The organism is Sinorhizobium arboris LMG 14919 (assembly GCF_000427465.1).
Taxonomy (GTDB): domain Bacteria; phylum Pseudomonadota; class Alphaproteobacteria; order Rhizobiales; family Rhizobiaceae; genus Sinorhizobium; species Sinorhizobium arboris.
The window spans coordinates 1,846,500-1,870,734 of record NZ_ATYB01000014.1; the positions used below are offsets into that span (position 1 = coordinate 1,846,500).

Genomic DNA, 24,235 nt, shown 5'->3' on the forward strand with positions numbered 1-24,235 from the left:
AGCGGGAGGGGCCAAACCACGCCCGGCGCAGCCGCTCCGCACGGGCCCGTTGCCCCTGCCGCACCGTAGCGCCCAGGCGACGAGCCAGCGGTTGCGGCAAACGCCTCCCAGACTCCTCCCCCTTGCGAGGAGCGGTCTGGGAGGGGAAATTCAGTCTAACGCTCAAGACCGCCTCACACGAGCGCGGAAATCGCCGCGCGCACGGCCGGCTCGTCCATGTCATGCAGCCCGATGACGACGAGACGCGTGCGGCGTGTTTCGCCGGCAGCCCATGGACGGTCGAAATACTGGTCGATGCGGCTGCCGACCGCCTGGATCAGGAGACGCATCGGTTTGCCCGGAACGTCGGCGAAGCCTTTGAGGCGAAGTACGTCGTGTTCTGCGATGACACCCTTGAGCCGTTCGATGAAAGTGGCAGGGTCGGCGATGGCGCCGAGCTCGACGACGAAGCTGTCGAACTCGTCGTGGTCGTGCTCCTCGCCTGCCTCATGCTCCATCTCGTGGTGAGACTTCCGGTTGACGATATCGCCCTCGGTACCCACTCCAAGCCCGAGCAGAACGGCAGCGGCTACCTCGCCGTTCCTCGCCTCGATCATGGCGGGCTTACGGGTGATGCGGGAGGCGACCTCTTCGCGCACGGACCTCAGCCCGGCGGCGTCAATGAGATCCGTCTTGTTGAGAACGATCAGGTCGGCGGCGGTGAGTTGATCCTCGAAGAGCTCTTCAAGCGGGCTCTCGTGGTCGAGATTCTCGTCGCCGACGCGCAGCGCATCGACCCTGTCGTGATCATCTGCAAAGCGGCCGGCGGCGACGGCAGCGCTATCGACTACTGTGACGACGCCATCGACCGTGACTTCACTGCGGATATCCGGCCAGTTGAATGCGGCGACGAGCGGCTGCGGCAGCGCCAAGCCCGAGGTCTCGATGACGATGTGATCCGGCCGATACTCTCTCTCAAGCAGCTTCGTCATGGTCGGGATGAAGTCGTCGGCAACGGTGCAGCAAATGCAGCCATTGGTCAGTTCGATGATATCCTCTTCCGAGCAGGCTTCCGCTCCGCAGCCCTTCAGCACGTCGCCGTCGACCCCGAGGTCGCCGAACTCGTTGATGATCAGCGCGATGCGCTTGCCGCCGGCATTCTGCAGCAGGTTGCGAATCATCGTCGTCTTGCCGGCACCGAGAAAGCCGGTAATGACGGTAGCCGGTATCTTGCCCTGCTGAGCCCTTGCGACTGTCATGGATCAACCCTTTATTTTCAGCGGCAGTCCGGCCGCGACAAAGTAAACTTCTGCGGATTTCGCCGCCACGATCTGATGAAGCCTGCCGGCGTGATCGCGAAAGTCGCGCGCCATCCGGTTTTCCGGGACGATCCCGAGACCGACCTCATTCGAGACGAAAACGAGACGCGAGCGCGCCTCGGAGAGAAAGGATGCAAGCGCGGCGAATTCGGCGGCCACGTCGCGCTCTTCCATCATCAGATTGGTCACCCACAGGGTCAGGCAGTCTACGAGGACGGCGCGCCCGGGCTCGTCGATGCGGCCAAGCAGTCCCACGAGATCGAGCGGCTCCTCATGCGTCGTCCAACCCTTGCCCTGCCGTGCGGCCCGGTGAAGGGCGATGCGCTCGCGCATCTCCTCGTCGAAGGCCCGGCCGGTCGCCAGGTAATGCATCGGCAACCCGAGGGTCTCGATGAGCTCTTCCGCAAAGGCAGATTTCCCCGAGCGCGCGCCGCCGAGCACGAGGGTCGGGCCGATACTGGAAATGGCCATGCCGCTCGCCTCAGTTATGACTGCGGCGGCAATGGCGAATGGGCGCGCCAAAAACGCGTTCGACTGAAAGTCTTCGAGCCACGACAACCTCCGTGCTGGCGTTGGGGAGCATCTCCCCTCGGGCGGAATGCCCTGACGGATGGCAGGTCTCCTGGCTCACGGCGTCACGATCCTCGTTGCCGCAGGGTTCGGCGGACCGGTTCGGCCCGAAAAACAATGCGGCAGAGGATCGAACGGGTTCGCCTCACCTTCCCGGCGCTTGCAGCATCGCGAAGGGCGGACGATTCGTAGAAGAAGAGGCGTCCTGCCCGGCTGATCACGATGCCACGCCAGTGGCTTTTCCGGCACCCTTCGGTTTCCGTGAGGCCGCCCCATGCGGATCGTCGAAAACCGGCGAAATGCCCGATGGCGAACCCTGACCGTTCTACAGTCGCGGGGTCGGCTGCGATAAGGGCGCCCGGCGTGGGTCCGCCCCGTCACATTCCCATTTACTCCCCCGCCCCACCTTCGGCACGAGGGAACCATCCATGTTGCGTTAATTATGAAGCGCCGGCGGCAAAGTCAATCGACGACCTGCGACACCGCGCTCGCCGAATACGGCAGAAACCGCATTTCATCGCCCGCTACTCCGAACGGGTAAGCAGACACATCCGCCCGCGCCATGATAATAATTATCGCTTGGGGGCCGGTGCGACGTCGTGTCGACACGGTTTTTCTCGTTCGCGCACATGATCCCGGACCATGTCGGTCGCAGAGGATCGTCGTGGAGGGTGCGATGTTTTACCTGCGTCGTGCCGCAATCGCTGCATTGGGCGCAGCGCTTTACGGTTCCATGCCGACAATTGCCGCCGAACCGGTTGGAGAAGCGGTTCGCATCAGAACGGCCGTCACCGGCAGCGCCGGCCCGCTTGCGGTACGGGATGCCGTTCATCGGGACGAACAGATCCGCACTTCCAGGTCGGGGCTCGGCCAGTTCGTGTTCCGCGACGGCAGTAAGCTGGCGGTGGGAGCAGGTTCTTCCGTCGTCATAGACAAGTTCGTCTTCGACGATTCGAAATCGGTACAGAAACTCACGGTCGCCGCTGCCAAGGGTACCTTCCGCTGGATCAGCGGAAACTCCAAGCACTCCGCCTATCAGATCCTGACACCGGCCGGAACGATCGGCGTACGAGGAACCGCGTTTGATTTCTACATCGGCGACGACGGAACGACGGCAATCGTTCTCTTGGAGGGTGCGGCGCGGTTCTGCGGCCCGTCGGGATGCCAGCAACTCACGCAGCGCTGCGATTGCGTGATCGCGAAACGCAACGGCGCCATGACGGACACGCACAGGGCCAGTCGCCGCACGCTCGCGACGCTCGGCAACCGCAAGGCCCTGCCTTTTCTTTCTGGCGATCAAAAACTGTCCGCCTCCTTTGCGAGCATGAGCGGCAGCTGCGGTATTTCGGCCGCTATCGAAGTCAAGCCGACTACGCCGGAACGCGCGCAGCCGCCCGAAAAGGCGAGCCCGCCAAAGGCGCCGCGCCCGGGCAAGACGCCCAGCAACGAGCCCGGCAAACGTGGCCTCGACAAGGGAAAGAAGGGGCAGGATACGGGTAAAAAAGGACAGGACGCCGGCAAGAAGGGTCAGGACAGCGGCAAGAACGGACAGCTGGAAACAGGCACGACGAAGGGCCGCGGCTAGAACGGGATGAGGAAGACCGTGTAACGGTTTTGCGCGCCGAGACGCGTAGCTGCAATAGGCCGGACTTCTCTATTCGGCGGACCTGACTTCGTTTGCGAACGGCAAGGATTCACCGGCAAAGTGGTCCGCGCGGCGCCCGATGCGGCGATAGAAATCCGATAATCCGCCACACAGAGCCGGAGCCTTGAGCTTTGCCGCGTTGATCAACTGGCGGCTTGGCCGTGACCTCGAACGCATCGTCCCGATCAACTGTTCGTGAATGCGCTGCAGCTCGGAGAACTCGGCGGAAGCGGCCATATGCTCGTCACCGACGACGGCATATACCGACGTCCGCGAGCTCTTGCCTTTCAGCGCCAGCGCCCCCGCCTCCAGCAAGGCGCATCGCCCGCCCAAATTCGCCGTCGTCTCGGATATGAGGATATCGAAGCCGACGTCCCTGCACGCGGCCTCGATCCGGGCGGCGACGTTGACCGCGTCGCCGACCGCCGAATAGTTGAAGTGCATCTCCGCCCCCATATTGCCGACGCAGGCAAGCCCGGTATGAATCCCCACACCGATCGCCACCTTTTGTTCACTTCCGAAGCCGAAGGCATCGCTCTCATTGAGGCGGGCAAGCGTCTGGCGCATGGCCAAGGCGGCGTGGACGGCCTTGTCGGCGTGATCCGCGACGTCGACGGGCGCATTCCAGAACGCCATGATCGAATCGCCGATGAACTTGTCGAGCGTCCCCTCGTTCGCGATGACATGGCGGCTCAGGGCGTCGAGAAGCGTATTGAGGAACCGGACCACCTCTCCCGGCGCCAGACGCTCGCTGATCTCAGTGAAGTTGCGCACGTCGACGAACATGATCGTCAACTCACGATCGTCCCCGCCGAGACGCAGGGCGTCATGCGTATGCTCGATGCGATAGAGAAGCGATGGCGACAGGTACTGCCCAAAGGCGCGCCGGACTACGCGCCGCTCCCGGTCTATGACCAGGAATCGATATGCGGTCGCCGCAAAATGGGTGATCGATCCGGCGAGGATCGGCGCCAGAGGATCGAAAAGCACGCCCGCATACAGAAAGGCGCACCAGGAAGCCACGAGGGCCAGCGCGGTGACCAGCAGGCCGCAGGCAAGCGCGACGGCGGGGCTGACGAAGGTCGTCAGCAGAACGAGCACGGTGCCGGCAACAGCGATCGCGAAGATCTCCAGCCCGTCCGCCCAGTCCGGGCGGGAGAGAAAGCGGCCGGAGAGAACCTGCTCGACGGTCTGCGCGTGCAGCGACACGCCGGGCACGTTGTGCCCGAGAGCCGTGGTGCGAATATCCTGCAGCCCGGCTGCCGAAGTGCCCACGAAGACGATGCTGCCTTCGATCGCCGCTCTCGTTTCGGCGGAGGCCCCACCGGGCGCCAGCACCCGGCCAGCCGAAACATATCTTTCGGCGTGATCGGGACTGACATACAGCCAGAGTTCGCCCGCGGCCGTCACCGGCACCACGAACTCGCCCGCCTTGATCAGTGTGATGGTATCACGCGCGTCCGGAGCACCGGCGACGACGTATGTGGAGGCGCCCTGGGCAACGCGCAGCGCTTCGAGAGCCAGGTTCGGATAGAATTGCTCGCCATCAGTCAACAGCAGCGGGACGGCGCGCACGACCGCCGACGGGCTGCCGGGATTGAGACTGATATGCCCCAGACCGGCGGCGCCGGCTTCGAGCTGCGGCCGCAGGGGCGTGGCGGCCGTCAGCCGAGGCGGCGCATCGACCGGGCTTTCCCCGGTGAAGGCGAAGCCCGCCTTAACCGGCGGCCGGTAGGTTCCCGCGTTGGAAATGCCGAAACCCAGAACGACGGGCCGGTCGCCTATCGACCGGGCGAGGATCTCGTCATTGTCCGGCAGCCGGTCAAGGAGCGCCGGATCGATACCGGCGACATCGCGCATGACGCTGCGCGGCGAAAGGCGGTCGGGTTCGGAGAACAGGATGTCGAAGGCTATGACGGCCGCACCCATTTCGGAAAGCCGGTCCACCAGGTCTGCAACGCGATCGCGCGGCCACGGCCACTGACCCAGCTCTGCCAGGGAGGCCTCGTCGATGTCGACGACGCGCACCGGAACGTTCTCGAAGCTGCGCGGGGCCAGTCGCTGATACTCGTCGAAGGTGAGATCGCGGGCGAGACGCAAGGGTGGCGGATCGCTTGCACGCAACACTGTGAGTGCCGCGACGATCGCAAGGCCGACTATGACCCCTACTAGCTGAGTGCGTGCCATGGCAGCGCCCTTCGCGCCGGATGCCGTCGCCTGCAAACCGGCGAGGAAACCGTCCTGATCCCAAACCATGCTGCATTTTTCGCAGGCCGTATGCAACGGAGAACGTCAGGACGGCTCGAGCGCCTCAGGTCCCGGCCGGAAGTATCCTCCCAAGGAACGCGAGCATGGCGCCATTGAACACGTCGGGTCTCTGCAGTGGCGCAAAGTGGCTGACGCCGCGAAGCGGGATCAGTTCGGCGGCGGGAATGCTCCGGGCGAGATACGCGGCGTGATCCCTTTTTATGAACTCATCCTTCTCGGCCTGCACGATCGCGACGGGCACGCGGATTCCGCCGAGGTCGCGTGCCGAATAATCGGGTTGCGTCTTCATCATCTCGCTAACGGCCGAGACAAAGTCGTCGAACTCATCCGGCGTCGCCGACAGCTCGACATAGTCCTTCCGGTGCCGGGCGAAGCAACGATCGATGACCGGGGTGGCCTCGAATTCCTTCACACCGCTCGGGTCCATGTTGCATGCGAAGAAAAAGACGCCGGCAACGCGCGATGGAGCCTCGCTCGCAAGAACGAGGCCGATGCACGCCCCGTCGCTCCAGCCCACCACGGCGAACTTCTGAAGCTGCAGCATGTCCATGACGGCAAGCACGTCAGACGCCATCAATTCGTAGCTGTAGGGCCGCCCATCGCGCGTGCTGCGCCCATGTCCGCGGCTGTCGACGAGTACGACGCGACGGCCGGCCTCAAGAAGCGGAGCAAGCTGATAGCCCCAGTTGCCGCTGTGTCCCAGGCCGCCGTGCAAGAGGACGACCGGGGCTCCGGTGCCGTATGTCGAATACCATATCCGGGCGCCATCGTGCTCCACATGGCCCTGCTCGGCGGCCGGTGGCAGAGCCGGTGCGCCCCGGGCTTCGAAACGCTGAAGATCATCGTCGTATTGCTGCATTCCGAACCTTTCCACGAGGTTTTCTGCGCTGACGACACGATACGGTCCGCGGCAGGAAATTCCAAACGGGCTCGGTTCGCAGGGCCCTACCCCAGCAGTGTGCCGAGCCATGCCCGGTCGAGTACCGTTTCGAGTTCCCCGGCAATCTCGTCGAGAGCCGCATCCACCGACTGGCGGTAATTGCCGCCCCCGCTCTCGATACCGAAGCTATTGAGCAGCGCGGCACGGTAGGCGTCGCTTCCGAAAAGGCCGTGCAGATAGGTTCCCATCACACGGCCGTCCGCCGATATCGCTCCATCCGGACGGCCGTCGATTTCGACCGGCGCGCGGCCGCAATCGGCGCCCGTCGTCTTGCCCAAATGGATTTCGTAGCCTTCGAGCGCGACGTCGTATTCCCGCGACCAAGCGCGGCTGTTGCGAACCGTCTTCTCCGGCGCCATCTCCGTCTCGACCGATAGCAGCCCCAGACCCTCGATCTCGCGCCTGCCGCCTTCGATGCCCAGCGGATCGATAACCCGGCTTCCGAGCATCTGATATCCGCCGCAGATACCGACGACCCGACCACCGCGCCGCACATGGCGGTCGAGGTCCCGGTCCCAGCCCTGACTTCGGAAATCCTCGAGATCGGCAATGGTGGACTTGGAACCGGGTATGACGACCAGGGCCGCATCGTCGGGAAGCGGCGCGCCCGGCCGGACAAAGACGATGTCCACGTCCGGCTCCGCGGCCAAGGGATCGAAATCGTCGAAATTGGCGATCCGCGAGAGCACGGGGACGGCGATCTTCAGCGCCTTGCCGTTGCCCCGCGCCAGCCTCTCGAGCACGACCGAATCTTCGGCGGGCAGCCGCCCGGCACTCTTCAGCCAGGGTACGACGCCGAAGCACGGCCAGCCGGTAAACTGACGGATCGAAGCGATTCCGTCGTCGAAGAGCGTCACGTCACCGCGGAATTTATTGATGAGATAGCCGGTGACCATGCGTCGGTCGTCCTCCGGCAGGATCGCATGCGTTCCGACCAGGGACGCAATGACGCCGCCGCGATCGATATCGCCGACAAGAACGACGGGCACCTCAGCACGAGTGGCAAATCCCATATTGGCGATGTCGCCGGCGCGCAGGTTGATCTCGGCGGGCGAGCCGGCCCCTTCGACGACCACGAGATCGGCACCGGCAGATACCTGTTCGAAACTCTCCATGACGGATCCGAGCAGCCCCGGCTTGAGAGCCTGGTATTCCTTTCCCTTGGCCTGACCCGCCACCCTTCCCTGGACAACGACTTGGCTGCCCACGTCCGATTGCGGCTTCAGAAGCACCGGGTTCATATGCACGGAGGACGGCACACGCGCGGCTAGCGCCTGAAGCCATTGGGCACGGCCGATCTCGCCGCCGTCGTCGGCAACGGCGGCATTGTTCGACATGTTCTGGGGTTTGAATGGCCTTACGCTGAGGCCGTGATTGGAAGCAAGCCGGCAGAGGCCCGCCACCAGTACTGATTTTCCGACATCCGAGCCGGTTCCCTGAAGCATGATCCTGCGTGTCATGCCTCCCCCGTAGCACCGAAACCTCCTGCCGCAAAGCTCTGTTCCGACGCTATTTCGCCATGATTGCGTCATCGGCGATCACGGTACGCCTCCGGTCTCTTCAAGCACGTGAAGAAACCTCGTGAACTAGCGCAATTGCGACATGCCGTGCCGAGCTTGGCATTCAAGTCGTACCGGCAAGCGCCTATATCCGCGGCATCGAAACCACGCCGGAAAATCACCCGGTCTCCCAAGATAGAAAGCCATGCTGTTCGTCTTCAGCAAACCCAATTTCGTCCAGATCGCCTGGAACTCCAAGGCGCCGAACGGCCAGTCCCGCGTCCGCAATGTCGTTGCGGAAGCGCCGATCGGTCCCCTCGGCTTCATCCGCACGTCCAACGTCGGATAGAGGCGCCACGTCGCGTCCGAGGCCGCTGCGTTCCGCGGCGGCTTCTTGGCGCTGGTGCCGAAATGCAAAAAACGGCCGCACCCGACCTTCGGAACGGAAGGGTGCGGCCGTAAGATCGTTCCGCTGAATCGGGTCCGGTACGCACTACCTGATCCGGACCTGCGGCAGTCGCCCGCCGCAGACAGACAATTATCCCCACAACCTTACCGGATCGTTATCGAGGTCTTAACCAAATGTGAATTTCGCCGGCTTCGCTGCCTAGGCGCTTCGTGCCGCCAGCATGTAGCGACGGAACACGCCGCCGCGGCGCACCGCCGGATTGAAAGGTTGATTTCTCAACGCGAACACTTACGCTTGCCGCAATGACAACGAAGATTGCCGGCTGGCAGTTCAGCGCGCGTGGAGCGGTTGGGCGGCGCTCCATCCCACCCTGCGTGGGGCACTGACGTGAAGGTGTCGACGGAATGAAGAAACTCCTTGCTCCCCTCGTCCTCTCGGCAGGCATATGGGCTGTCGCGGCCTCATCCCAAGCGGCCGAATGCGGCAGCATCAGCATCGCCGCCATGGACTGGGCTTCGGCCGGCGTTGCGGCTCACGTGGACAAGTTCATTCTGGAAAACGGCTACGGATGCAGCGTGAAGCTCGTCTCCGGCGACACTATGCAAACCTTTACCTCGATGAACGAGAAGGCACAGCCTGATATGGTGCCGGAACTCTGGATCAATTCCGTACGAACGCCCTTCGACACCGCAGTCAAGGAAGGTCGTCTCATCGAGGGCGCCAAGATCTTGAGCGAGGGCGGTGTCGAAGGCTGGTGGATTCCCAAATTCATCGCCGACGCACACCCCGATATCCGAACGGTCCAGGACGCGTTGAAGCATCCGGACCTTTTCCCCTCTCCTTCCAATCCCGCCAAGGGAGCGGTCCATAATTGCCCCGCCGGTTGGAACTGCCAGTTTTCCACAGCCAACCTCTACAAGGCGCTCGAAGCCGAAAAGGCCGGCTTCGAACTGATCGACCCCGGTTCCGCCGCCGGGCTTGACGCGTCGATCGGCGACGCGTTCGAGAAGAAGACCGGTTGGCTCGGCTATTATTGGGCCCCTACCGCCGTACTCGGCAAGTACGAGATGACCTTGCTGTCCTTCGGCGTAGACCACGACAAGGCGGAATGGGACTCCTGCACGGCCGTTCCGGATTGCCCCGCGCCAAAGGTGAATTCCTATCCGGTTTCGGACGTCTACACCGTGGTGACCAAGGCCTTTGCCGATAGAGCGGGTAGCGCCATGGACTACGTCGAGGCGCGGCAATGGGAGAACGCGACGGTCAACAAGGTTCTGGCCTGGATGGATCAGACCCGCGGCACGAACGAGGACGCCGCTCGATATTTCCTGGAGAATTTCCAGGAGAAATGGATGCCGTGGGTAAGCCCGAGTGTCGCGGAAAAGGTGAAGGCGGCGCTTTGATCCGTTCCGGGGCTTTGATCGATTCTTGAGAGTTGGAGCGGATGCGGGCGGAAAACGCGCACAGTTTTCCTCATCCGCTCTAAACTGCCTGATGCGCGACGCACGAGCCGCAGCTGCGTCGCAAACAGTAAAGCGGTCGGCGCGTTCCGCTGTCACAGTTCCGATGCAAGGAGAAGGCGCCACAAAAACGCAGCCGGCGCAAAAAAGCTCCAAGCCAAGTAGGGGAAAGGTTGTCCATGGCTAGTCACGCAATCGAGGTGAAGAACCTCTATAAGATTTTCGGCCCACGCGGGGAGGAATACGTCCAACTCGTCGAGAAGGGGATGGGTAAGGCCGAACTCAACGAAAAGCACGGCCACGTGCTCGGACTGCAGGACATCAACATTTCCATGCCGGGCGGCTGCATAACGGTCGTCATGGGACTGTCCGGCTCCGGCAAATCGACGCTCATCCGGCACATCAACCGGCTGATCGATCCGACCGCCGGCGAAGTCCTCTACGACGGCGTCGACGTCTGCAAGATGAACGAGAACGATCTTCGCGCATTCCGCCGCCACAAGACGGCGATGGTGTTCCAGAAATTCGCGCTGCTGCCGCACCGGACCGTCCTCGAGAACACCATCTACGGCCTGGAAATCCAAGGCGTGGACCGGCGCGAAAGCGAAAAGCGTGCGCTCGGCTGGATCGAGCGCGTCGGCCTTCAAGGCTTCGAGAAACACTATCCGAATCAGCTTTCGGGCGGCATGCAGCAGCGCGTCGGCCTTGCCCGTGCGCTCACAAACGACGCCGACATCCTGCTGATGGACGAAGCCTATTCCGCACTCGATCCGCTGATACGCGTCGACATGCAGTCCGTTCTGCTCGAATTGCAGAAGGAATTGAAGAAGACCGTGGTCTTCATCACGCACGATCTAGACGAGGCACTTAGGCTCGGCGACAAGATCGCCATCCTGCGCGACGGCCGCGTCGTGCAACAGGGGACCGGTCAGGAGATCGTCCTCGCCCCAGCCGACGACTATATCACGGCCTTCGTGAAGGAAGTGAACCGCGGGCGTGTGATCAACGTCGAAACGATCATGCGGCCGCTTTCCGGCAATCCGGAGGGCCTGTCACTCCCCGCAGGAACGGTGCTCGAAGCCGCCGCCCGCATGATGACCGATGCCCACATCAGCAACGCGCATGTCGTTGACGCCAACGGCCGCCCGGTCGGTACGGTCGACCTGCAGATGATCATCTCGGCGATGGTCACGCCGATGACGCATGACGACCGGCAGGCGGCTTGACGCGCATTAGGGGCGCCCGCCGGGGCGCCCCTTCTTGCGGGATGTTCAAGCGGCGGCCAGCTTGCCGCTGATGTATCGGAACTCCTGCGTCTTACCTCCATAGCCATAGGCGGCCGGCGGCACCTCATGCACGAGCACGTAGCTTTCCGGATGGATCTTTCCGAGAAGCCCCGCGAAAGCCCCAAAGATCGCTTCGACATAGCCGGCCATTTCCTGCTTCGTATTGGTGCCGTCCACGATCTTGATGTCGAGCCAGAAACTGCTGGCCTCTTGCGATGCAAGCGACTTGCCGCCCGCGAACCAGTGCCGCGGATCGACGTAGGTAACCACCACGGCCGTTACCGTGGGGTCCTTGCGAAGGTGCGCCTGCGTGAGGTCGCTCACCTTTGCCGCTATTTTCGCGGAAAGCTCCGCTTCCGGCCGTCCGGTAACGCTGATGTTGACGATGGGCATGGCAGGCTCCTCTTCGAAATGTCCACCGCCTCAACATGCCATCGCGAATACGTTAAGAAAATCGAATTGTCTTGCATGAATACTTCCGTAGAATTGAAGTATGAGCCCGATGGATCCCGAACTGCTGCGCACCCTCCTCGCCTTCGCCGAAGGTGGCTCGCTGGCACGAGCGGCGATGGCCGTCAACCGCTCGCCCTCGGCCGTAACTGCGCAGATGCAGCGGCTGGAAGCGCTGATCGGCGAGCGCATTCTTGCGCCCGCGGGACGCGGCCGCGTGCTCACGCCCGTGGGAGAGGAACTCGCCGCGCATGCCCGGCGGATCCTCGATGCGCATCGCGACGCCTGGCTGAGTCTCAAGGGTGCGCGCGCCGATGGGCGAATCTCCCTCGGCAGCACTCAGGACTTCGCCGATACGATGCTTCCTGGACTGCTGCGCCGTTTCGCGCGTTCCCATCCTCGCATTCGCCTGGACTTGAGAATCGGCCGATCTAGGGAATTGGCCGCCGCTTTCGACCAGGGCCAGGTCGACATTCTTCTTGCCATGCATCAAGCCGCTACAGGTGACGAATTGCTCGTGCTTCGCGAACAGATGCTTTGGCTCTGCTCCGACCGGGGCCTGGCGGCGGAAGAAGAGGAAGTGCCCCTCGCCGTGCTCGACCCTCCCTGCGGCTTCCGCGCCGCGGCCATATCGGCCCTCGAGGGAGCCGGACGCCGCTTTCGGATAGCAGCCACGAGCCCCAGTCTTTCGGGCTTGCGTGCCGCCGTCCTGAGCGGCATCGCCGTGACGACCCGAACGGAACGGTTTCTCGACGCTGGCGTCGAGCGTGCTCCAGAGCATCTCGCGTTGCCAGCCCTGCCGCCAGCGGAGTTCAGCCTGCGCCTGCGCGTCCGGGCGGAGAAGCCCGCAGCCGATCTCGCCACGCTCCTGGCCGACGAGTTGCCGCGCTCCGGTGCTCGGAGCGGGATGAGGCCGGAAAACCGCGCGCACCTTTCCTCATCCCGCTCTGGGAGCCGCTGACTGCTTCGCGTCCGGCGGTGCTTTTCAGCTTGACTCGCGCAATTCTGTTGCCAACACATAAAGATATCTTTATATCTTGCTGCAGTTTCATTCAGCCGGGAAAAACCGATGTCCGCTGCAGCCAATGCCTTGTCCGATCTCCTCGTCCAGAAGGGCGTCCTGCTTGCCGATGGCGCCACGGGCACGTCGCTCTTCGCCATGGGACTCGAAGCGGGTGAGGCACCGGAAATCTGGAATGAGACGAAACCGGACAACATAACCAAGCTGCATCAGGATTTCGTGGACGCCGGCGCGGACATCATTCTTACCAACTCCTTTGGCGGCACGCGCCACCGGCTGAAGCTGCATCAGGCCGACGACCGGGTCCATCAGCTCAACAAGCGGGCGGCAGAGATCGCCCGCGCCGTCGCCGACAAGGCGCCGCGAAAGGTCATTACCGCTGGCTCCGTCGGCCCGACGGGCGAATTGCTGATCCCGCTCGGCGCACTCTCCTATGAGGACGCAGTTGCAGCCTTTGTCGAACAGATCGAGGGCCTGAAGGCCGGCGGTGCGGAAGTCGCGTGGATCGAGACGATGTCCTCTCCGGACGAGATTCGAGCGGCCGCGGAAGCCGCCGCGAAGGTCGGCCTTCCCTATGTCTACACCGGCTCCTTCGACACCGCCGGCAAGACGATGATGGGCCTGCACCCGAAAGACATTCACGGCGTCGCCGCCGATATCGGCGAGGGCCCGGTCGCGGTCGGCGCCAACTGCGGCGTCGGGGCGTCCGACATCCTTTCCTCCCTCCTCGACATGACGGCTGCAAGGCCGGAGGCTACTATCGTCGTCAAAGGCAATTGCGGCATTCCCGAGTTTCGCGGCTCGGAGATCCACTATTCCGGCACGCCGCCGCTGATGGCAGAATATGCCCGGCTGGCCGTCGACGCCGGCGCGAGGATCATCGGCGGCTGTTGCGGCACCTCCTGCAGCCACCTGGCCGCAATGCGCCTTGCTATCGACAATCACACCAGGGGTGAACGCCCGACGCTCGAAACGATCGTCGAGAAAATCGGCCCATTGCGTAACAAGTCCGCGAATGAAGGCCCTGCCGCCCGCGAGCGCCGCCGGCGCGCATAGCTCCTCCCGGCGAAGCTCCGGGAACGATCCGGAGCTAGCCTGTTCCGTGCGGCCTGAACGATGGGCGCGAGGCCACTGCAGGAATGCGTCCGCGCCGGCGCTCACCGGAGCGGCTTGTCGGGCGAGTTCGCAAATTCCGCGACGAGGTGTCCCGAGCCGGCCGCGCTCCCCAGTGCAGCCGTATTCCGCAGCGCTGGCAAATGCCGGGTAGAACCGAAGCGCTGTGCCAAGATGACGGGATGCGTCCTCGGAAAAATGCACATAGTCTTCGATAGCTGTCGGTCACGATCCGAAGGTCAGACGGCACCGCTCCCTTGCCGTCGAGAAGCATGGTCTCTTCCTTCAGATACTGATTCAGCGGCGAGCCGACGCGCCGATCACGCCTCGCTTGCGTAGCAGGTGGTGACGCCAGGCATCGAGACCCGCTTCGATGTTCTTGCGGCCGAAGCCGACGCGGAAGCGATCCAGCGTGACTGGCAGGAGATCGGAGACGAAAAGGCTCGACGGAAGCAATAGCACGCCCGACTCCTCGACAAGGCTTCGGCAATGCTCCTCCACGCCGTCCGCCCCGCTATAGCGCGCGAAACCGACGCAACCGCCATCCGGCGCCTGCCACTCGTAAATATCGGCAAATTCGGCGAAGAAGGCGCCGAGCTCTTCGAGGTTCCGTGTGCAGAGCGCGCGATTGCGGTCGAGGATTCGCTCTCGGGACTTCAATGCGATCGTCGCCAGCACTTCCGATGGCCGGGAATTGCAGATGGAGAGGTAATGCTTCATGCCTTCCATGCGCTGAAGAAGCGTGCGGTCGCGGCAGGCGATCCAGCCGATCCGGAGGCCTGGCAGACCATAGGCCTTGGACATGACGTTGAGCGATACGCCGCGTTCGAAGAGTTCGGCCGCCTGCGGCAGGCGCTTATCTTCCTGGCGTTCGAGGCCTCGATAGACCTCATCGCTGAAGAGATGGATGCCACGTTCGGCGCAAAGCGCGGCAAGTGCCCGGAAAGTCGAAGGCTCGGCAGTAGCGCCTGTCGGGTTGTTGGGGAAGTTGACGGCGACCAGCTTGGTATTCGGCCGCAGCGCCGCCCGAACGTCGTCGATGTCGAGCTGCCAGCCGTTTTCGGGCCTGAGCGCAACGCCGTTGACCGAGGCGGCGATCGCGACCGGCAGCGTTTCCATCGACTGGTAATTCGGCACCGTAACGATGGCATGGTCCTCGGGACCGAGCAAAGCCAGCATGGCGCAATAGAGTCCCTCCTCCGCACCGGCGAAGCAGAGGACTTCTTCCGGCGCAAGCCCCTCATAGGTCGACGCAATCGCCTCGCGGAGCGCCGGCGCGCCGTAGGTCTCGGTATAGCCGAGCGTCAGCCGTTCCCACGCTTCTCGATCGGCGTCGTCCGCAAGGGAAAGAAGTTCCGCCATCGACATGGTCTCGCTGTCGCTCGCGGTCATGTGGTGCCGCGCCGTGAACTCCCAGCGCGAAAAATGTTTCTCGAGGCGAAAGGGCGGCAAGGTTGTCATGGATCTTCTTCCCTTTGGAGGCAAGGCTCGGTGCCTATTTCAGGCGGCGCTTTGCGAGCGCGCGGCGGCGAGATAGTTGTAGATCGATGCGCGTGACGCCCCGATCAGGCTCGCCAGATGCTCGACGGCGTTGCGGGTCTCGAAGAGCCCCTGCGCTTCGAGTGCCGCGACGAGGGCCACGCGATCCGGACGCTTCAAGGCGGAGAGCGCAAGCCCCCTCGCCTTGAGCCAGGCATGCAGCGCTGCATTGATCTCCTCGCGCCAGTCGCGCGAAAACAGCGCTTGAGGCCGAGGTTCCGGCGTGCCCGCAAAGGCCGCGAGCAACCTCACGGCGTCGTCGATTCGAGAGACATCGAGGTTGACGCAGAGAAGGCCGACCGCACGTCCCTTGCCGTTGCGCAGCACCGCGGACACGGATTTCAGCCGCCGTCCATCCGCAGCTGTCTTCTCATAAGGCCCGAGCACGGAGACACCCTCGACCATGTCGCCGAGTCCGTCGTCGATGAGGGAATCCGCGGCGGGGGCACGGCCGGAAAAGGCATTCCAGAGAGCCGCAATCTTACCGGTCGATAGATCGTGCAGAACGACCTCCGCATGCGGATAAAGCAGCGCGCTTATCGCTGCGGCCGAAGGGACGTGTACCGCAAGAGAGGCGGGAATGGCCGGTTGGGTGCTCATGCTTGCATCTGAAGGGATTTATACATTTTGTCAATATTAGATTTTAAATCCATCATTGCAGGCCGGCGATTGCTCGCCTAACCCGGGGTTTCAATTCGAGGGATACGATTCGATGAACGCACCAGCCCCCGCCCGGGATACGACCGCCAGACTCGCGGCTTTCGGCGACGCAGATCAGGCTTTCGTCAAGCTTCTGATGGAAAATCCCGGGCAGGACGAGCATTTGATCGAAGAACTCCGCCGCCATCTTGATCTCGCTGTCGAAGCGCCGTTCCTGAACACGCTGAGGCTCGAGAAACTTGGGCGATGGTTTGGTGGCGAAGCTCCTGCACGGCTGCAGATGCGGCTCATGGAAACCGCCCGTTGCAGTCAGCACCCGGCCTATCAGGCGTTCAAAGGTGGCCTCACGAAATCCGGAGGATTGGAACGGGCGTTTCCGAAGAATTGAACTGCGGCAATGTCCGCGCCAGCGGGCCTTTCGCTTTACCCAATCAGCGCGGAAACTCCGCGACCACCGCGATGATGGGGCCGAGCGGAAACAGTCGGTCGTGCCGGTTGATGTCCGGTGCATAAAGGCTCGAGATCGTTCCGTCGAGAAAGAGCGCATTTGGACAATCGAGCGCGTCGCGAAACAAGGTCGCGAAATCGTGAAAGCGCACCGGCCGTTTCGACACGGCGAAGACCACTTCTCCATTCGTCGTCACTCCGACGCCGTTGCGGGTCTTAAGGCTGTCGCTATCCGGCAGGAAACGGGGATGCAGCGCACCGTCTATCACGAGCATCGGACCGGATTGCGTTGCGAAACGCGGCTCGATGCCGGCAAGGCGATAGGCCCCGGCCGCCATGACCCCGGCCTTGCCGCCACCGACGTAAAAGACGCCGTTCGGCAGCATGTGGAAGTTGCCCCAACCCGGATCTGTGTTGAGCATCGCCTGCTCCGCGCCCTCCTCCACGTGCAGCCCGACCGGAGAGAGGTCCTCGTGATACATGCCGCCGTTCATCGCGAAGACAAGATACTGTTCGCGACGGCGAAGTTCGATCGACAGCGCTCTGAAGGATCTGAACGGCATGCCCGCCTGGTCTTTGTTGTAGAGCCGTATGTCGCTCGTCGCCGGGTCGAAGCTGCAGGCGACATAGACTTCGCCGAGATGGTGAACATCGCGGCAGGCGCCGAATGCGGGTGCAGCGAGACCGGCGGATAGAAGGGCAGCGCCGGCGATAAAGGCTCTCGAAAACAGCGGCATGGAATCGGTCCGAAGGGAATCGTACGGCGGAGCATCGCATGGATCGCGGCGGATCGCTGTCGGCTTTTTGCGCGCGTCCGTTCAGCTTACAGGTTGAGCGCCGCCATATGGAAACGCAATTGCCCCACCGGATAGCGATGGTCGCGCCCCACCGGACATGCATCGCGGGACAGGCAGCCGTCAGCAAGGCAGCCGGCAACCCCTTTCCCGGTCCGCAGATGCGCGCGACAGCGCCCCATATCGAACGCAGTGCCTGCCAAGGCATCCGCCGGGCAGCTGGAAAGGCACGGCTTTCCGACACAGGTTTCGCAGGGGTGGCCGCCCGCCGGCTCGCCGGTCACCGGCATGGCTCGATCGAAGCCCAGGGCACCGCGATAGCCGTGCCATAGACCATAGAGCGGGTGGATGAGGATGCCGAGCGGCGACGACTTCAGCCCTTCGGCACGCATCGCCCATTGCTGGAAGGGCTGCCAGGGGGGATCCGATGGAAAATAGGCCGCGGCACCTGCTGCCGCAGCCACCGGGCGGATGACCAGTTTCGACCAGCTGTCGAGGGGCTCGGCGCCGCCGCGGTCCGGTTCGCCTTCGCGCCACCGATTGAAATGCTCCCATACCGAGCCGCCGACGTTGCCGACCAGCAGCACGCTCGCTGCGGGCTTGCCGCCCTCGAGCGTCGGCGCCGCCTCGCCCGGCGCGAAATTCACGGTCCCACGCAAAAAAAGACCGTGCGGCGCAAGCGCCGCACGGATCGTTTCGAGCACATCGCTTCCCGATGCGGAAGGAGCCGTCATTTCGGCTTCGGTCCCTGAGTTTCGTAATGCGGGCGCCAGACCTCTTTCTGGATCATGTCGGCCACCTGCGCCGCGCCGCCTTGCTCCCTGGCTCGCTCGGGAGCCTTTCAGGTGAAGGCGTCCGGCATGGAGTCCTTGCGCTTGGCGATGAAATCCTTGAGCGCGTCGTCGATCGCCGGGTCGAGATAGGGCGCCTCGTAGTGTTCGAGCCAGGAGCGGGCAAGCGCATTGGCGCGCTGTTCGATCCGTTTTTCGCCCTCGATCTCCCACTGCTCGAAGGAGTTGTTGTCCGCGAGCGGAGAACGATAGAAGGCGCTCTGGAAGTTCGCCTGCGTATGTGCGCAACCCAGATAATGACTGCCGGGGCCGACTTCGCGGATGGCGTCCAGCGCCTGGGCGTCTTCCGAAAGGTCCACGCCCTCGGCCATCTTCTGCATCATTCCGAGCTGGTCCTGATCGATCATGAATTTCTCATAGGACGAAACGAGACCGCCCTCGAGCCAGCCGGCCGCATGCAGCACGAAATTGGTGCCGGCAAGCAACGTCATGTTCAGCGTATTGGCAGATTCATGTGCGGCCTGCGCGTCCGGAATCTTCGAACCGCAGAGCGAGCCGCCAGTACGGAACGGCAGACCAAGACGACGGGCGAGCTGAGCGGCACCGTAGGAGACGAGCGACGGCTCCGGCGTACCGAAAGTCGGCGCGCCCGACTGCATCGAGATCGAGGCGGCAAAGGTGCCGAACAGCACCGGTGCGCCCTTGCGGATGAGCTGGGTAAACGCCGCACCTGCCAGCACTTCGGCGAGGATCTGCGTCAGCGTGCCCACAACCGTGACCGGGCTCATAGCGCCCGACAGGATAAAGGGCGAAACGACGCAAGCCTGGTTATGGCGGGCATAGACCTTTGCCGCACCGAGCATCGTCTCGTCGAAGACCATCGGCGAATTGGCGTTGATGAGGTTCAACGTCACAGCATTGTTCTCGACGAAATCGTCGCCGAACAGGATCTTCGCCATTGCGACCGTGTCTTCAGCGCGTTCGGGTGCGGTGACCGACCCCATGAAGGGCTTGTCGGAATAGCGGATATGGCTATAGACCATATCGAGGTGGCGCTTGTTGACGGCGATATCGACCGGCTCGCAAACCGTGCCGCCCGATGAGTGCATCGACGGCGCCATATAGGCGAGCTTTACGAAATTGCGGAAGTCCTCGATCGTCGCGTAGCGGCGGTTGCCATCGAGGTCGCGCACGAAGGGCGGGCCGTAGACCGGCGCGAAGACGGTCGACTTGCCGCCGATCTGGGCGCTGCGCGCGGGGTTGCGTGCATGCCAGGTGAACTCCTTCGGCGCCGTTTTCAGAAGCTCGCGGCAAAGACCCTTGGGAAAATGCACGCGTTGACCGCGCACGTCGGCGCCGGCGGCCTTCCACAAATCGAGCGCTTCGGCGTCGTCGCGAAATTCGATGCCTATCTCTTCGAGAACGGTGTCGGCATTGCGTTCGATGAGCTGCAGCCCCTCGTCGTCAAGCACTTCGTATTCACGAATCCTGCGCTGGATATAGGGCAGAGACGGTCCCGGGCCGCCGCCGGTGCGCGAAGCGCGGCGCGCCGCCGCTCCCCGTCCCTCGCCACGCGCGCGGCGTCCGCCGCCTTCGGCCGCACCTTGTTCTGTAACGTCGCTCATTCGCTCATTCCTCTTCCCGCGGCGCCCCGGGCATCATGCGCGATAAACGCCGCAACACTCTGATGGGTGGGCGCATACCCCTTTCGCGAGGCTAAATCCAGCGGCGGGCATATGCATCCGATAATCGATTTAGCCTAATGCTACCAAGGCGCCGGACCGGTACGGGTCTTAATGCGCCAACGGCTGGCGCATCTTAGACACTCGATGTGCAGCCCTTCCTACCGCAATACCTTGAGCACGGATCTTTCGGCTCCTTCACCTCAGGACCGTGCACTGCCACTCTAACGCCTTGAAGTGCTGCATAATTTTACCGGCCACCGATCCGGACCGCGGAATGATGCGTTACCATTACCGTGTGGGGGCATTTACGCGGGCGCCGTCGTTTTTCATCATATGCGACGTCGCTTTCAACAAGAGATTTTTAGGTCTAGCCCGCTAAGGATTGGGCAACGCGTCCGGATTGTGCCCTCTCTCGTGCCACCCGCGCGAAACGATTGTGCCAGGAACCGAGGAACCCAACTATGGCAGACGATGAAATCATTCTCGAGGACCTTTCCGACGAGGAACTCGTGCAGCAGATGCATGACGACCTTTATGACGGTCTGAAGGAGGAAATCGAGGAAGGGACGCGTATCCTCCTCAAGCGCGGCTGGACGCCTTACGACATCCTGACCCAGGCCCTGGTCGAAGGCATGCGTATCGTCGGCATCGACTTCCGCGACGGCATTCTCTTCGTTCCGGAAGTGCTGCTGTCCGCCAATGCGATGAAGGCCGGCATGTCCATCCTGCGCCCGCTGCTTGCCGAAACCGGTGCGCCGAAGCTCGGCAAGATGGTGATCGGCACGGTCAAGGGCGACATTCACGATATCGGCAAGAACCTGGTTGGCATGATGATGGAAGGCGCCGGTTTCGACGTCGTCGACCTCGGCATCAACAACCCGGTCGAAAACTACCTCGAAGCGCTCGAGCGCGAGAAGCCGGACATCCTCGGCATGTCTGCCCTGCTCACGACCACCATGCCCTACATGAAGGTCGTCATCGACACGATGAAGGAAAAGGGACTGCGCGACGAATACGTCGTCCTCGTCGGCGGTGCGCCGCTTAACGAGGAATTCGGCAAGGCCGTCGGGGCGGACGCCTACTGCCGCGATGCCGCCGTAGCCGTCGAGACCGCCAAGGACTACATGAAGCGCAAGCACAATCAGCTCGCAGCCGGCTGAGACGATTTTGAAATGAAAAAAAGCCGGCTGCGGGTGAACCTCGCAGCCGGCTTTTCTGTTTTTTGGAGAGAGTGTGGATGTCATCCACTACTGCGTAGCCGTCAGTTGGCGGCCCTGGCGACTCGTTGGCCGGCTCCCTGTGTGGCGTTTACGGCATTTGCAGTATCCTGCCCCACGCCGCGGATCGTGTTTGCGCAGGAACTCAGGGTTGCCAGCGCTATCAGAACGGCTCCGATGGTCGCGATGGATTTTGTCGTCATGACCGTGATTCCTTTGTGTTGATGCAAGGCGGAATAAAGATGGAAAACGCAACGTCGGCAAGAGAACGTGCACAACCGAAGAAAGTTCATGTCATTGGTTGCGGCGCGATCGCGCGCGAGATTCTTGCCGTCTGCGAAGCCAACGGACTCGACCATATCGAACTCAACTGTCTGCCTGCCATCTGGCACAACACGCCGGAGAAGATCACGCCGGGCCTGCGAGAGGCGGTCGCCCGTGCGCGCGCACAGGGTTTTGAGCGTATCTTCATCGCCTATGCCGATTGCGGCACCGGCGGCCTTATAGACCGGCTCTGCGAAGAGGAAGGGGTGACGCGCATCCCAGGCCCGCATTGCTACTCGTTCTTCGCCGGAAACGCGGACTTTGCGGCCCGCTGGGACGACGACATCACTGCCTTCTTCCTGACCGATTTCCTTGCCCGACAGTTCGAGGCTTTCGTCATCGAGCCGCTAGGCCTCGACCGGCATCCGGAGCTGCGCGACATGTATTTCGGCCACTACCGCAAGCTTGTCTATCTCTCGCAGCATGAGGATCCGGTTTTGCAGGAAAAGGCCCGCCGCGCCGCCGCTACTCTCGGACTCGAATACGAGTACCGCTACACCGGCTACGGCGATCTCACCACTTCGCTGATTGAGGCTTGATCCGCTCTCCGGCTCCGGCACTCGCGCCGCGTCGGCAGTGCGATGGCCCGGCGATCCCTCGGGATCGTTTGCAGTGCACAGCTTAAGGCTACGGTAACGCATCGGCGGCATATTTCCTGCGCTGACCTCCCGCGCAGCGCAACTCAAATCCCATCTGGCGCAACTTCTTATCGCGATCCGCTGATGTGTTATGTGAAATCCGAAGACGGGGCGCTGTCGAGCGCTCAGGACGAGGGGCGCATCGTCGTAGTGACCGCCGGAGGCGACAATCCGAACATCATGATCAACGCCTTGGCTGCCCGCTTCACGAATCTTGCAGTTCTGCAGGAGGCGCCGGAATCGAAGGCGCTCTTCGTCAAGCGGCGTGCGCGCAAACTCGGATGGGTAATGGCACTCGGGCAGCTTGCGACGATGCTCGTCTCGCGCGTCGGCAAGCGCTTCACCCGGCGTCGGGCAGCCGCGATTCTTCGCGAGAATGGTGCGTCCGCTGCACCCAACCGGACGGTCCCCGTCCACCGCGTTGCCTCGATCAACGACGCCGACGGCCACGCAACGCTTCAGCTACTGAAACCCGCCGTCCTCTTCCTTATCAGTTGCCGCATACTGAAGCCGGAAACGCTTGCTGTGGTCAATTGTCCGATCCTGAATTTCCATGCCGGCATCAACCCGCAATATCGCGGCTTGATGGGAGGCTACTGGGCGCTGGCCAACAACGATCCCGAGAATTTCGGCGCGACCGTCCATCTCGTCGACGAAGGCGTTGACACCGGCGGCATCCTCTATCAATCGCGGCAGGCGCCGAGCCGCGCCGACACGATCCACACCTACCCCCTCCTCCAGACAGCCGCCTCAACCGACATCGCCATCCGGGCGGTCGAGGACGCTCTTGCCGGCACACTGCGCCGGATTGCCGTCGCGGCCCCGTCGCGGCAGTGGTACCATCCCCCAATCTGGACTTGGCTCTGGAATGGCCTGCGGCACGGCCGGTGGTAGGCACGGGGCCTGCCTGCTTACTGCGCCCCCGCACTCAAAACCCGGTGGGTCGCCCGGTCGACGGCATGGCCAGTTTGCCTGCTGTCTTCCCTGAATCCCCGTGCCGTGTTGGCGCAGGACGACGCGAAGATCAGGATCAGAACTGCAATGACGGTCTTCGACATGACACCCTCGGAAACGGACCGGCAATCCAAGGATGAGATGATCCGTGCCTGCGAAAAATCAAGCGCAGTGAGCAAGCTTGTCTTTAGCCGACAGATGGACGAATATTAGCTATACCTCATATCAAATCCGGTGATCGGAGAACGTCATGACCGGCAGCAGATCATCGATCGTCGCAGCCGCGCTGGTCCTGTTGACGATAGCGGGCTGCATGAGCAGCCAGTCCGCCCGGAACAGCATGAGCCCTCAACAAAGCGGTGGCGGCTCCGGTAGCGGCAGCATGGGCGGTTCCGGCGGCGGCAGTTCCGGCTATTGAGCGGATCTCCGGTCGAATCTACGGATCTCCGGTCGAATCTGAAGTCAACGTCCGATGAAAAAAGGCGGGCTGTCCCTCCGCGCGTTGCCGGAGGGACAGCACTTGACGACCTCAGTAATAAGGCGAATAGCACTGCCGCCTTGAGCCGCCGTAGGGCTGGTAGGAATTGTCCGCGGCGCGGTACGAGCGGTAGCGATCATAGCACCAGTTGACGTGACTTGCGGGCAGGCCCGGTGCCGCGTAGCGCGGCTCTGCGTAACGCGGCTGGGCGATAGCACCGCCGATAATCACACCGGCTCCAAAAGCTGCCAGAGGATACCACCAGCCGTCGCTGTGCCGGCGGTAGCCGTGGCGGTGATAGCTGTAGCCGCGATGCCCGTTATACCAGCCGCGACGGTTGCCGTGCCCGCGCCAGCCGTGCCGTGGACGATGTCTGTGACCATGCCAGCCGCGGTGGTCGACCGTCTGCACGTTGCTCGCCTGCGACACCGGAACGGTCGGGACGGGCATGGCTTGCGCAGGCGCATATCCGGTGAAAGCCGTCGCGACCGCGAGCAACAGGATCCCAATCTTCTTCATCTCTTACCTATCTGTTCGAATGGATCAGAGCTTTGCCGCCGACTAGGTGAACGCGCCGTGAATGCAAAATTCATGATATTCTTAAAAGACATCCGAAAGCCCGTTTCATGCGTCTTCCGGCTTTTTGTTGCCACCGGCAAGGCAGCAATTTCGCCGCCCCGGCGCATGCGGCGCGCTCCCCGAGCGCAAGGTGCGGATGCGCGACTGTGCAGCGTCGTTTTTGGACATAT

25 protein-coding genes are annotated in these 24,235 nt (G+C 62.8%); 11 read left to right on the top strand and 14 right to left on the bottom strand.

The genetic code is table 11. The features are described from left to right. Positions 1 to 173: 173 nt before the first annotated feature. Positions 174 to 1,238 carry a cobalamin biosynthesis protein CobW gene (cobW, locus tag SINAR_RS0120205; RefSeq protein ID WP_028000750.1) on the bottom strand — a complete coding sequence of 355 codons (1,065 nt, stop codon included), beginning with the start codon at positions 1,236 to 1,238 and terminating at the stop codon, positions 174 to 176. Positions 1,239 to 1,241: 3 nt separating this feature from the next. After that, entirely contained in the window at positions 1,242 to 1,769 is a 528-nt protein-coding gene (gene cobU / locus SINAR_RS0120210) for a bifunctional adenosylcobinamide kinase/adenosylcobinamide-phosphate guanylyltransferase (RefSeq protein WP_028000751.1), read from the bottom strand. A gap of 775 nt (positions 1,770 to 2,544) precedes the next feature. On the opposite strand from cobU, the gene SINAR_RS0120215 reads away from it, so the two are divergent. Continuing rightward, on the top strand, positions 2,545 to 3,453 hold the full coding sequence (locus SINAR_RS0120215) for a FecR family protein (RefSeq protein WP_028000752.1): 909 nt from the start codon (positions 2,545 to 2,547) through the stop codon (positions 3,451 to 3,453). 69 nt (positions 3,454 to 3,522) lie between these two features. On the opposite strand, the gene SINAR_RS0120220 is transcribed toward SINAR_RS0120215, so the two are convergent. From SINAR_RS0120220 to SINAR_RS0120230, 3 genes are all read right to left on the bottom strand, one after another. Continuing rightward, positions 3,523 to 5,700: a CHASE2 domain-containing protein gene (locus tag SINAR_RS0120220; RefSeq protein ID WP_028000753.1), complete on the bottom strand. Its 2,178-nt coding sequence runs from the start codon at positions 5,698 to 5,700 to the stop codon at positions 3,523 to 3,525. Between the two features lie 124 nt (positions 5,701 to 5,824). Next, a complete protein-coding gene (locus SINAR_RS0120225) occupies positions 5,825 to 6,640 on the bottom strand; it encodes an alpha/beta fold hydrolase (protein WP_028000754.1) in 816 nt (271 codons plus the stop codon). 86 nt (positions 6,641 to 6,726) lie between these two features. Continuing rightward, positions 6,727 to 8,181 carry a cobyric acid synthase gene (locus tag SINAR_RS0120230; RefSeq protein ID WP_028000755.1) on the bottom strand — a complete coding sequence of 485 codons (1,455 nt, stop codon included), beginning with the start codon at positions 8,179 to 8,181 and terminating at the stop codon, positions 6,727 to 6,729. A gap of 244 nt (positions 8,182 to 8,425) precedes the next feature. Here SINAR_RS0120230 and SINAR_RS1000000135600 point away from each other — a divergent pair, with 244 nt between their 5' ends. The 3 genes from SINAR_RS1000000135600 to SINAR_RS0120245 all read left to right on the top strand — a co-directional run bounded on the left by SINAR_RS1000000135600 (position 8,426) and on the right by SINAR_RS0120245 (position 11,315). Beyond that, positions 8,426 to 8,569: a hypothetical protein gene (locus SINAR_RS1000000135600; protein WP_084617555.1), complete on the top strand. Its 144-nt coding sequence runs from the start codon at positions 8,426 to 8,428 to the stop codon at positions 8,567 to 8,569. Between the two features lie 464 nt (positions 8,570 to 9,033). Then, complete coding sequence (locus SINAR_RS0120240) at positions 9,034 to 10,032, top strand: glycine betaine ABC transporter substrate-binding protein (RefSeq protein ID WP_028000756.1); 999 nt, start codon at positions 9,034 to 9,036, stop codon at positions 10,030 to 10,032. A 236-nt stretch (positions 10,033 to 10,268) separates the two neighbouring features. Next, positions 10,269 to 11,315: a quaternary amine ABC transporter ATP-binding protein gene (locus SINAR_RS0120245; protein ID WP_028000757.1), complete on the top strand. Its 1,047-nt coding sequence runs from the start codon at positions 10,269 to 10,271 to the stop codon at positions 11,313 to 11,315. A 45-nt stretch (positions 11,316 to 11,360) separates the two neighbouring features. Here the strand turns inward: SINAR_RS0120245 and SINAR_RS0120250 are convergent, their stop codons facing one another. Then, positions 11,361 to 11,768 (bottom strand): tautomerase family protein, encoded by a 408-nt coding sequence (locus SINAR_RS0120250; protein ID WP_028000758.1) that lies wholly within the window; start codon positions 11,766 to 11,768, stop codon positions 11,361 to 11,363. Positions 11,769 to 11,868: 100 nt separating this feature from the next. On the opposite strand from SINAR_RS0120250, the gene SINAR_RS01000000133715 reads away from it, so the two are divergent. After that, the gene (locus tag SINAR_RS01000000133715) at positions 11,869 to 12,786 is read left to right on the top strand and encodes a LysR substrate-binding domain-containing protein (RefSeq protein WP_050577527.1); all 918 of its coding nucleotides are present in this window, start codon (positions 11,869 to 11,871) and stop codon (positions 12,784 to 12,786) included. A gap of 108 nt (positions 12,787 to 12,894) precedes the next feature. Then, positions 12,895 to 13,902, top strand: a complete 1,008-nt coding sequence (gene bmt / locus SINAR_RS0120260; RefSeq protein WP_028000759.1) for a betaine--homocysteine S-methyltransferase — start codon at positions 12,895 to 12,897, stop codon at positions 13,900 to 13,902. A gap of 354 nt (positions 13,903 to 14,256) precedes the next feature. On the opposite strand, the gene SINAR_RS0120270 is transcribed toward bmt, so the two are convergent. Next, positions 14,257 to 15,420: an aminotransferase class I/II-fold pyridoxal phosphate-dependent enzyme gene (locus tag SINAR_RS0120270; RefSeq protein ID WP_028000760.1), complete on the bottom strand. Its 1,164-nt coding sequence runs from the start codon at positions 15,418 to 15,420 to the stop codon at positions 14,257 to 14,259. A 39-nt stretch (positions 15,421 to 15,459) separates the two neighbouring features. Beyond that, positions 15,460 to 16,098: a helix-turn-helix transcriptional regulator gene (locus tag SINAR_RS0120275; protein WP_028000761.1), complete on the bottom strand. Its 639-nt coding sequence runs from the start codon at positions 16,096 to 16,098 to the stop codon at positions 15,460 to 15,462. 112 nt (positions 16,099 to 16,210) lie between these two features. Between SINAR_RS0120275 and SINAR_RS0120280 the strand changes: the two genes are divergently transcribed. Further along, a complete protein-coding gene (locus SINAR_RS0120280) occupies positions 16,211 to 16,546 on the top strand; it encodes a hypothetical protein (RefSeq protein WP_028000762.1) in 336 nt (111 codons plus the stop codon). Between the two features lie 43 nt (positions 16,547 to 16,589). Here the strand turns inward: SINAR_RS0120280 and SINAR_RS0120285 are convergent, their stop codons facing one another. The 3 genes from SINAR_RS0120285 to SINAR_RS0120295 all read right to left on the bottom strand — a co-directional run bounded on the left by SINAR_RS0120285 (position 16,590) and on the right by SINAR_RS0120295 (position 19,815). Next, the gene (locus tag SINAR_RS0120285) at positions 16,590 to 17,342 is read right to left on the bottom strand and encodes a phosphodiester glycosidase family protein (RefSeq protein ID WP_028000763.1); all 753 of its coding nucleotides are present in this window, start codon (positions 17,340 to 17,342) and stop codon (positions 16,590 to 16,592) included. Between the two features lie 86 nt (positions 17,343 to 17,428). Continuing rightward, positions 17,429 to 18,133 carry a 4Fe-4S dicluster domain-containing protein gene (locus tag SINAR_RS0120290; RefSeq protein ID WP_028000764.1) on the bottom strand — a complete coding sequence of 235 codons (705 nt, stop codon included), beginning with the start codon at positions 18,131 to 18,133 and terminating at the stop codon, positions 17,429 to 17,431. Between the two features lie 107 nt (positions 18,134 to 18,240). Beyond that, positions 18,241 to 19,815 carry a trimethylamine methyltransferase family protein gene (locus SINAR_RS0120295; protein WP_028000765.1) on the bottom strand — a complete coding sequence of 525 codons (1,575 nt, stop codon included), beginning with the start codon at positions 19,813 to 19,815 and terminating at the stop codon, positions 18,241 to 18,243. Between the two features lie 521 nt (positions 19,816 to 20,336). Between SINAR_RS0120295 and SINAR_RS0120300 the strand changes: the two genes are divergently transcribed. Next, positions 20,337 to 21,035, top strand: coding sequence for a cobalamin B12-binding domain-containing protein (locus SINAR_RS0120300; RefSeq protein WP_028000766.1), 699 nt, complete (start codon positions 20,337 to 20,339; stop codon positions 21,033 to 21,035). Between the two features lie 101 nt (positions 21,036 to 21,136). Here the strand turns inward: SINAR_RS0120300 and SINAR_RS0120305 are convergent, their stop codons facing one another. Then, complete coding sequence (locus SINAR_RS0120305) at positions 21,137 to 21,295, bottom strand: entericidin domain-containing protein (protein WP_028000767.1); 159 nt, start codon at positions 21,293 to 21,295, stop codon at positions 21,137 to 21,139. A gap of 39 nt (positions 21,296 to 21,334) precedes the next feature. Between SINAR_RS0120305 and SINAR_RS0120310 the strand changes: the two genes are divergently transcribed. Together SINAR_RS0120310 and SINAR_RS0120315 are read left to right on the top strand one after the other, a co-directional pair. Beyond that, complete coding sequence (locus SINAR_RS0120310; protein ID WP_028000768.1) at positions 21,335 to 21,955, top strand: DUF1638 domain-containing protein; 621 nt, start codon at positions 21,335 to 21,337, stop codon at positions 21,953 to 21,955. Between the two features lie 183 nt (positions 21,956 to 22,138). Beyond that, positions 22,139 to 22,948 (top strand): formyl transferase, encoded by an 810-nt coding sequence (locus SINAR_RS0120315; protein ID WP_028000769.1) that lies wholly within the window; start codon positions 22,139 to 22,141, stop codon positions 22,946 to 22,948. Positions 22,949 to 22,965: 17 nt separating this feature from the next. Here the strand turns inward: SINAR_RS0120315 and SINAR_RS1000000135605 are convergent, their stop codons facing one another. Beyond that, positions 22,966 to 23,112 carry an entericidin gene (locus tag SINAR_RS1000000135605; RefSeq protein ID WP_084617557.1) on the bottom strand — a complete coding sequence of 49 codons (147 nt, stop codon included), beginning with the start codon at positions 23,110 to 23,112 and terminating at the stop codon, positions 22,966 to 22,968. Between the two features lie 146 nt (positions 23,113 to 23,258). Here SINAR_RS1000000135605 and SINAR_RS1000000135610 point away from each other — a divergent pair, with 146 nt between their 5' ends. Then, positions 23,259 to 23,426 (top strand): hypothetical protein, encoded by a 168-nt coding sequence (locus tag SINAR_RS1000000135610; protein WP_084617559.1) that lies wholly within the window; start codon positions 23,259 to 23,261, stop codon positions 23,424 to 23,426. A 111-nt stretch (positions 23,427 to 23,537) separates the two neighbouring features. Here SINAR_RS1000000135610 and SINAR_RS0120330 read toward each other — a convergent pair whose 3' ends face one another. After that, on the bottom strand, positions 23,538 to 24,005 hold the full coding sequence (locus SINAR_RS0120330) for a BA14K family protein (RefSeq protein ID WP_028000770.1): 468 nt from the start codon (positions 24,003 to 24,005) through the stop codon (positions 23,538 to 23,540). Between the last annotated feature and the right edge of the window lie 230 nt (positions 24,006 to 24,235).

Coding starts and splice junctions, on each gene's coding strand:
- SINAR_RS0120215 (WP_028000752.1), top strand. CDS start 2,545: ATGTTTTACCTGCGTCGTGCCGCAATCGCTGCATTGGGCGCAGCGCTT.
- SINAR_RS0120315 (WP_028000769.1), top strand. CDS start 22,139: ATGTGTTATGTGAAATCCGAAGACGGGGCGCTGTCGAGCGCTCAGGAC.
- SINAR_RS0120330 (WP_028000770.1), bottom strand. CDS start 24,005: ATGAAGAAGATTGGGATCCTGTTGCTCGCGGTCGCGACGGCTTTCACC.
- SINAR_RS0120230 (WP_028000755.1), bottom strand. CDS start 8,181: ATGACACGCAGGATCATGCTTCAGGGAACCGGCTCGGATGTCGGAAAA.
- SINAR_RS0120290 (WP_028000764.1), bottom strand. CDS start 18,133: ATGACGGCTCCTTCCGCATCGGGAAGCGATGTGCTCGAAACGATCCGT.
- cobU (WP_028000751.1), bottom strand. CDS start 1,769: ATGGCCATTTCCAGTATCGGCCCGACCCTCGTGCTCGGCGGCGCGCGC.
- SINAR_RS0120240 (WP_028000756.1), top strand. CDS start 9,034: ATGAAGAAACTCCTTGCTCCCCTCGTCCTCTCGGCAGGCATATGGGCT.
- SINAR_RS0120305 (WP_028000767.1), bottom strand. CDS start 21,295: ATGACGACAAAATCCATCGCGACCATCGGAGCCGTTCTGATAGCGCTG.
- cobW (WP_028000750.1), bottom strand. CDS start 1,238: ATGACAGTCGCAAGGGCTCAGCAGGGCAAGATACCGGCTACCGTCATT.
- SINAR_RS0120220 (WP_028000753.1), bottom strand. CDS start 5,700: ATGGCACGCACTCAGCTAGTAGGGGTCATAGTCGGCCTTGCGATCGTC.
- SINAR_RS01000000133715 (WP_050577527.1), top strand. CDS start 11,869: ATGAGCCCGATGGATCCCGAACTGCTGCGCACCCTCCTCGCCTTCGCC.
- SINAR_RS1000000135610 (WP_084617559.1), top strand. CDS start 23,259: ATGACCGGCAGCAGATCATCGATCGTCGCAGCCGCGCTGGTCCTGTTG.
- SINAR_RS0120250 (WP_028000758.1), bottom strand. CDS start 11,768: ATGCCCATCGTCAACATCAGCGTTACCGGACGGCCGGAAGCGGAGCTT.
- SINAR_RS1000000135605 (WP_084617557.1), bottom strand. CDS start 23,112: ATGTCGAAGACCGTCATTGCAGTTCTGATCCTGATCTTCGCGTCGTCC.
- SINAR_RS0120275 (WP_028000761.1), bottom strand. CDS start 16,098: ATGAGCACCCAACCGGCCATTCCCGCCTCTCTTGCGGTACACGTCCCT.
- SINAR_RS0120245 (WP_028000757.1), top strand. CDS start 10,269: ATGGCTAGTCACGCAATCGAGGTGAAGAACCTCTATAAGATTTTCGGC.
- SINAR_RS0120310 (WP_028000768.1), top strand. CDS start 21,335: ATGGAAAACGCAACGTCGGCAAGAGAACGTGCACAACCGAAGAAAGTT.
- SINAR_RS0120295 (WP_028000765.1), bottom strand. CDS start 19,815: ATGAGCGACGTTACAGAACAAGGTGCGGCCGAAGGCGGCGGACGCCGC.
- SINAR_RS0120225 (WP_028000754.1), bottom strand. CDS start 6,640: ATGCAGCAATACGACGATGATCTTCAGCGTTTCGAAGCCCGGGGCGCA.
- bmt (WP_028000759.1), top strand. CDS start 12,895: ATGTCCGCTGCAGCCAATGCCTTGTCCGATCTCCTCGTCCAGAAGGGC.
- SINAR_RS1000000135600 (WP_084617555.1), top strand. CDS start 8,426: ATGCTGTTCGTCTTCAGCAAACCCAATTTCGTCCAGATCGCCTGGAAC.
- SINAR_RS0120270 (WP_028000760.1), bottom strand. CDS start 15,420: ATGACAACCTTGCCGCCCTTTCGCCTCGAGAAACATTTTTCGCGCTGG.
- SINAR_RS0120300 (WP_028000766.1), top strand. CDS start 20,337: ATGGCAGACGATGAAATCATTCTCGAGGACCTTTCCGACGAGGAACTC.
- SINAR_RS0120285 (WP_028000763.1), bottom strand. CDS start 17,342: ATGCCGCTGTTTTCGAGAGCCTTTATCGCCGGCGCTGCCCTTCTATCC.
- SINAR_RS0120280 (WP_028000762.1), top strand. CDS start 16,211: ATGAACGCACCAGCCCCCGCCCGGGATACGACCGCCAGACTCGCGGCT.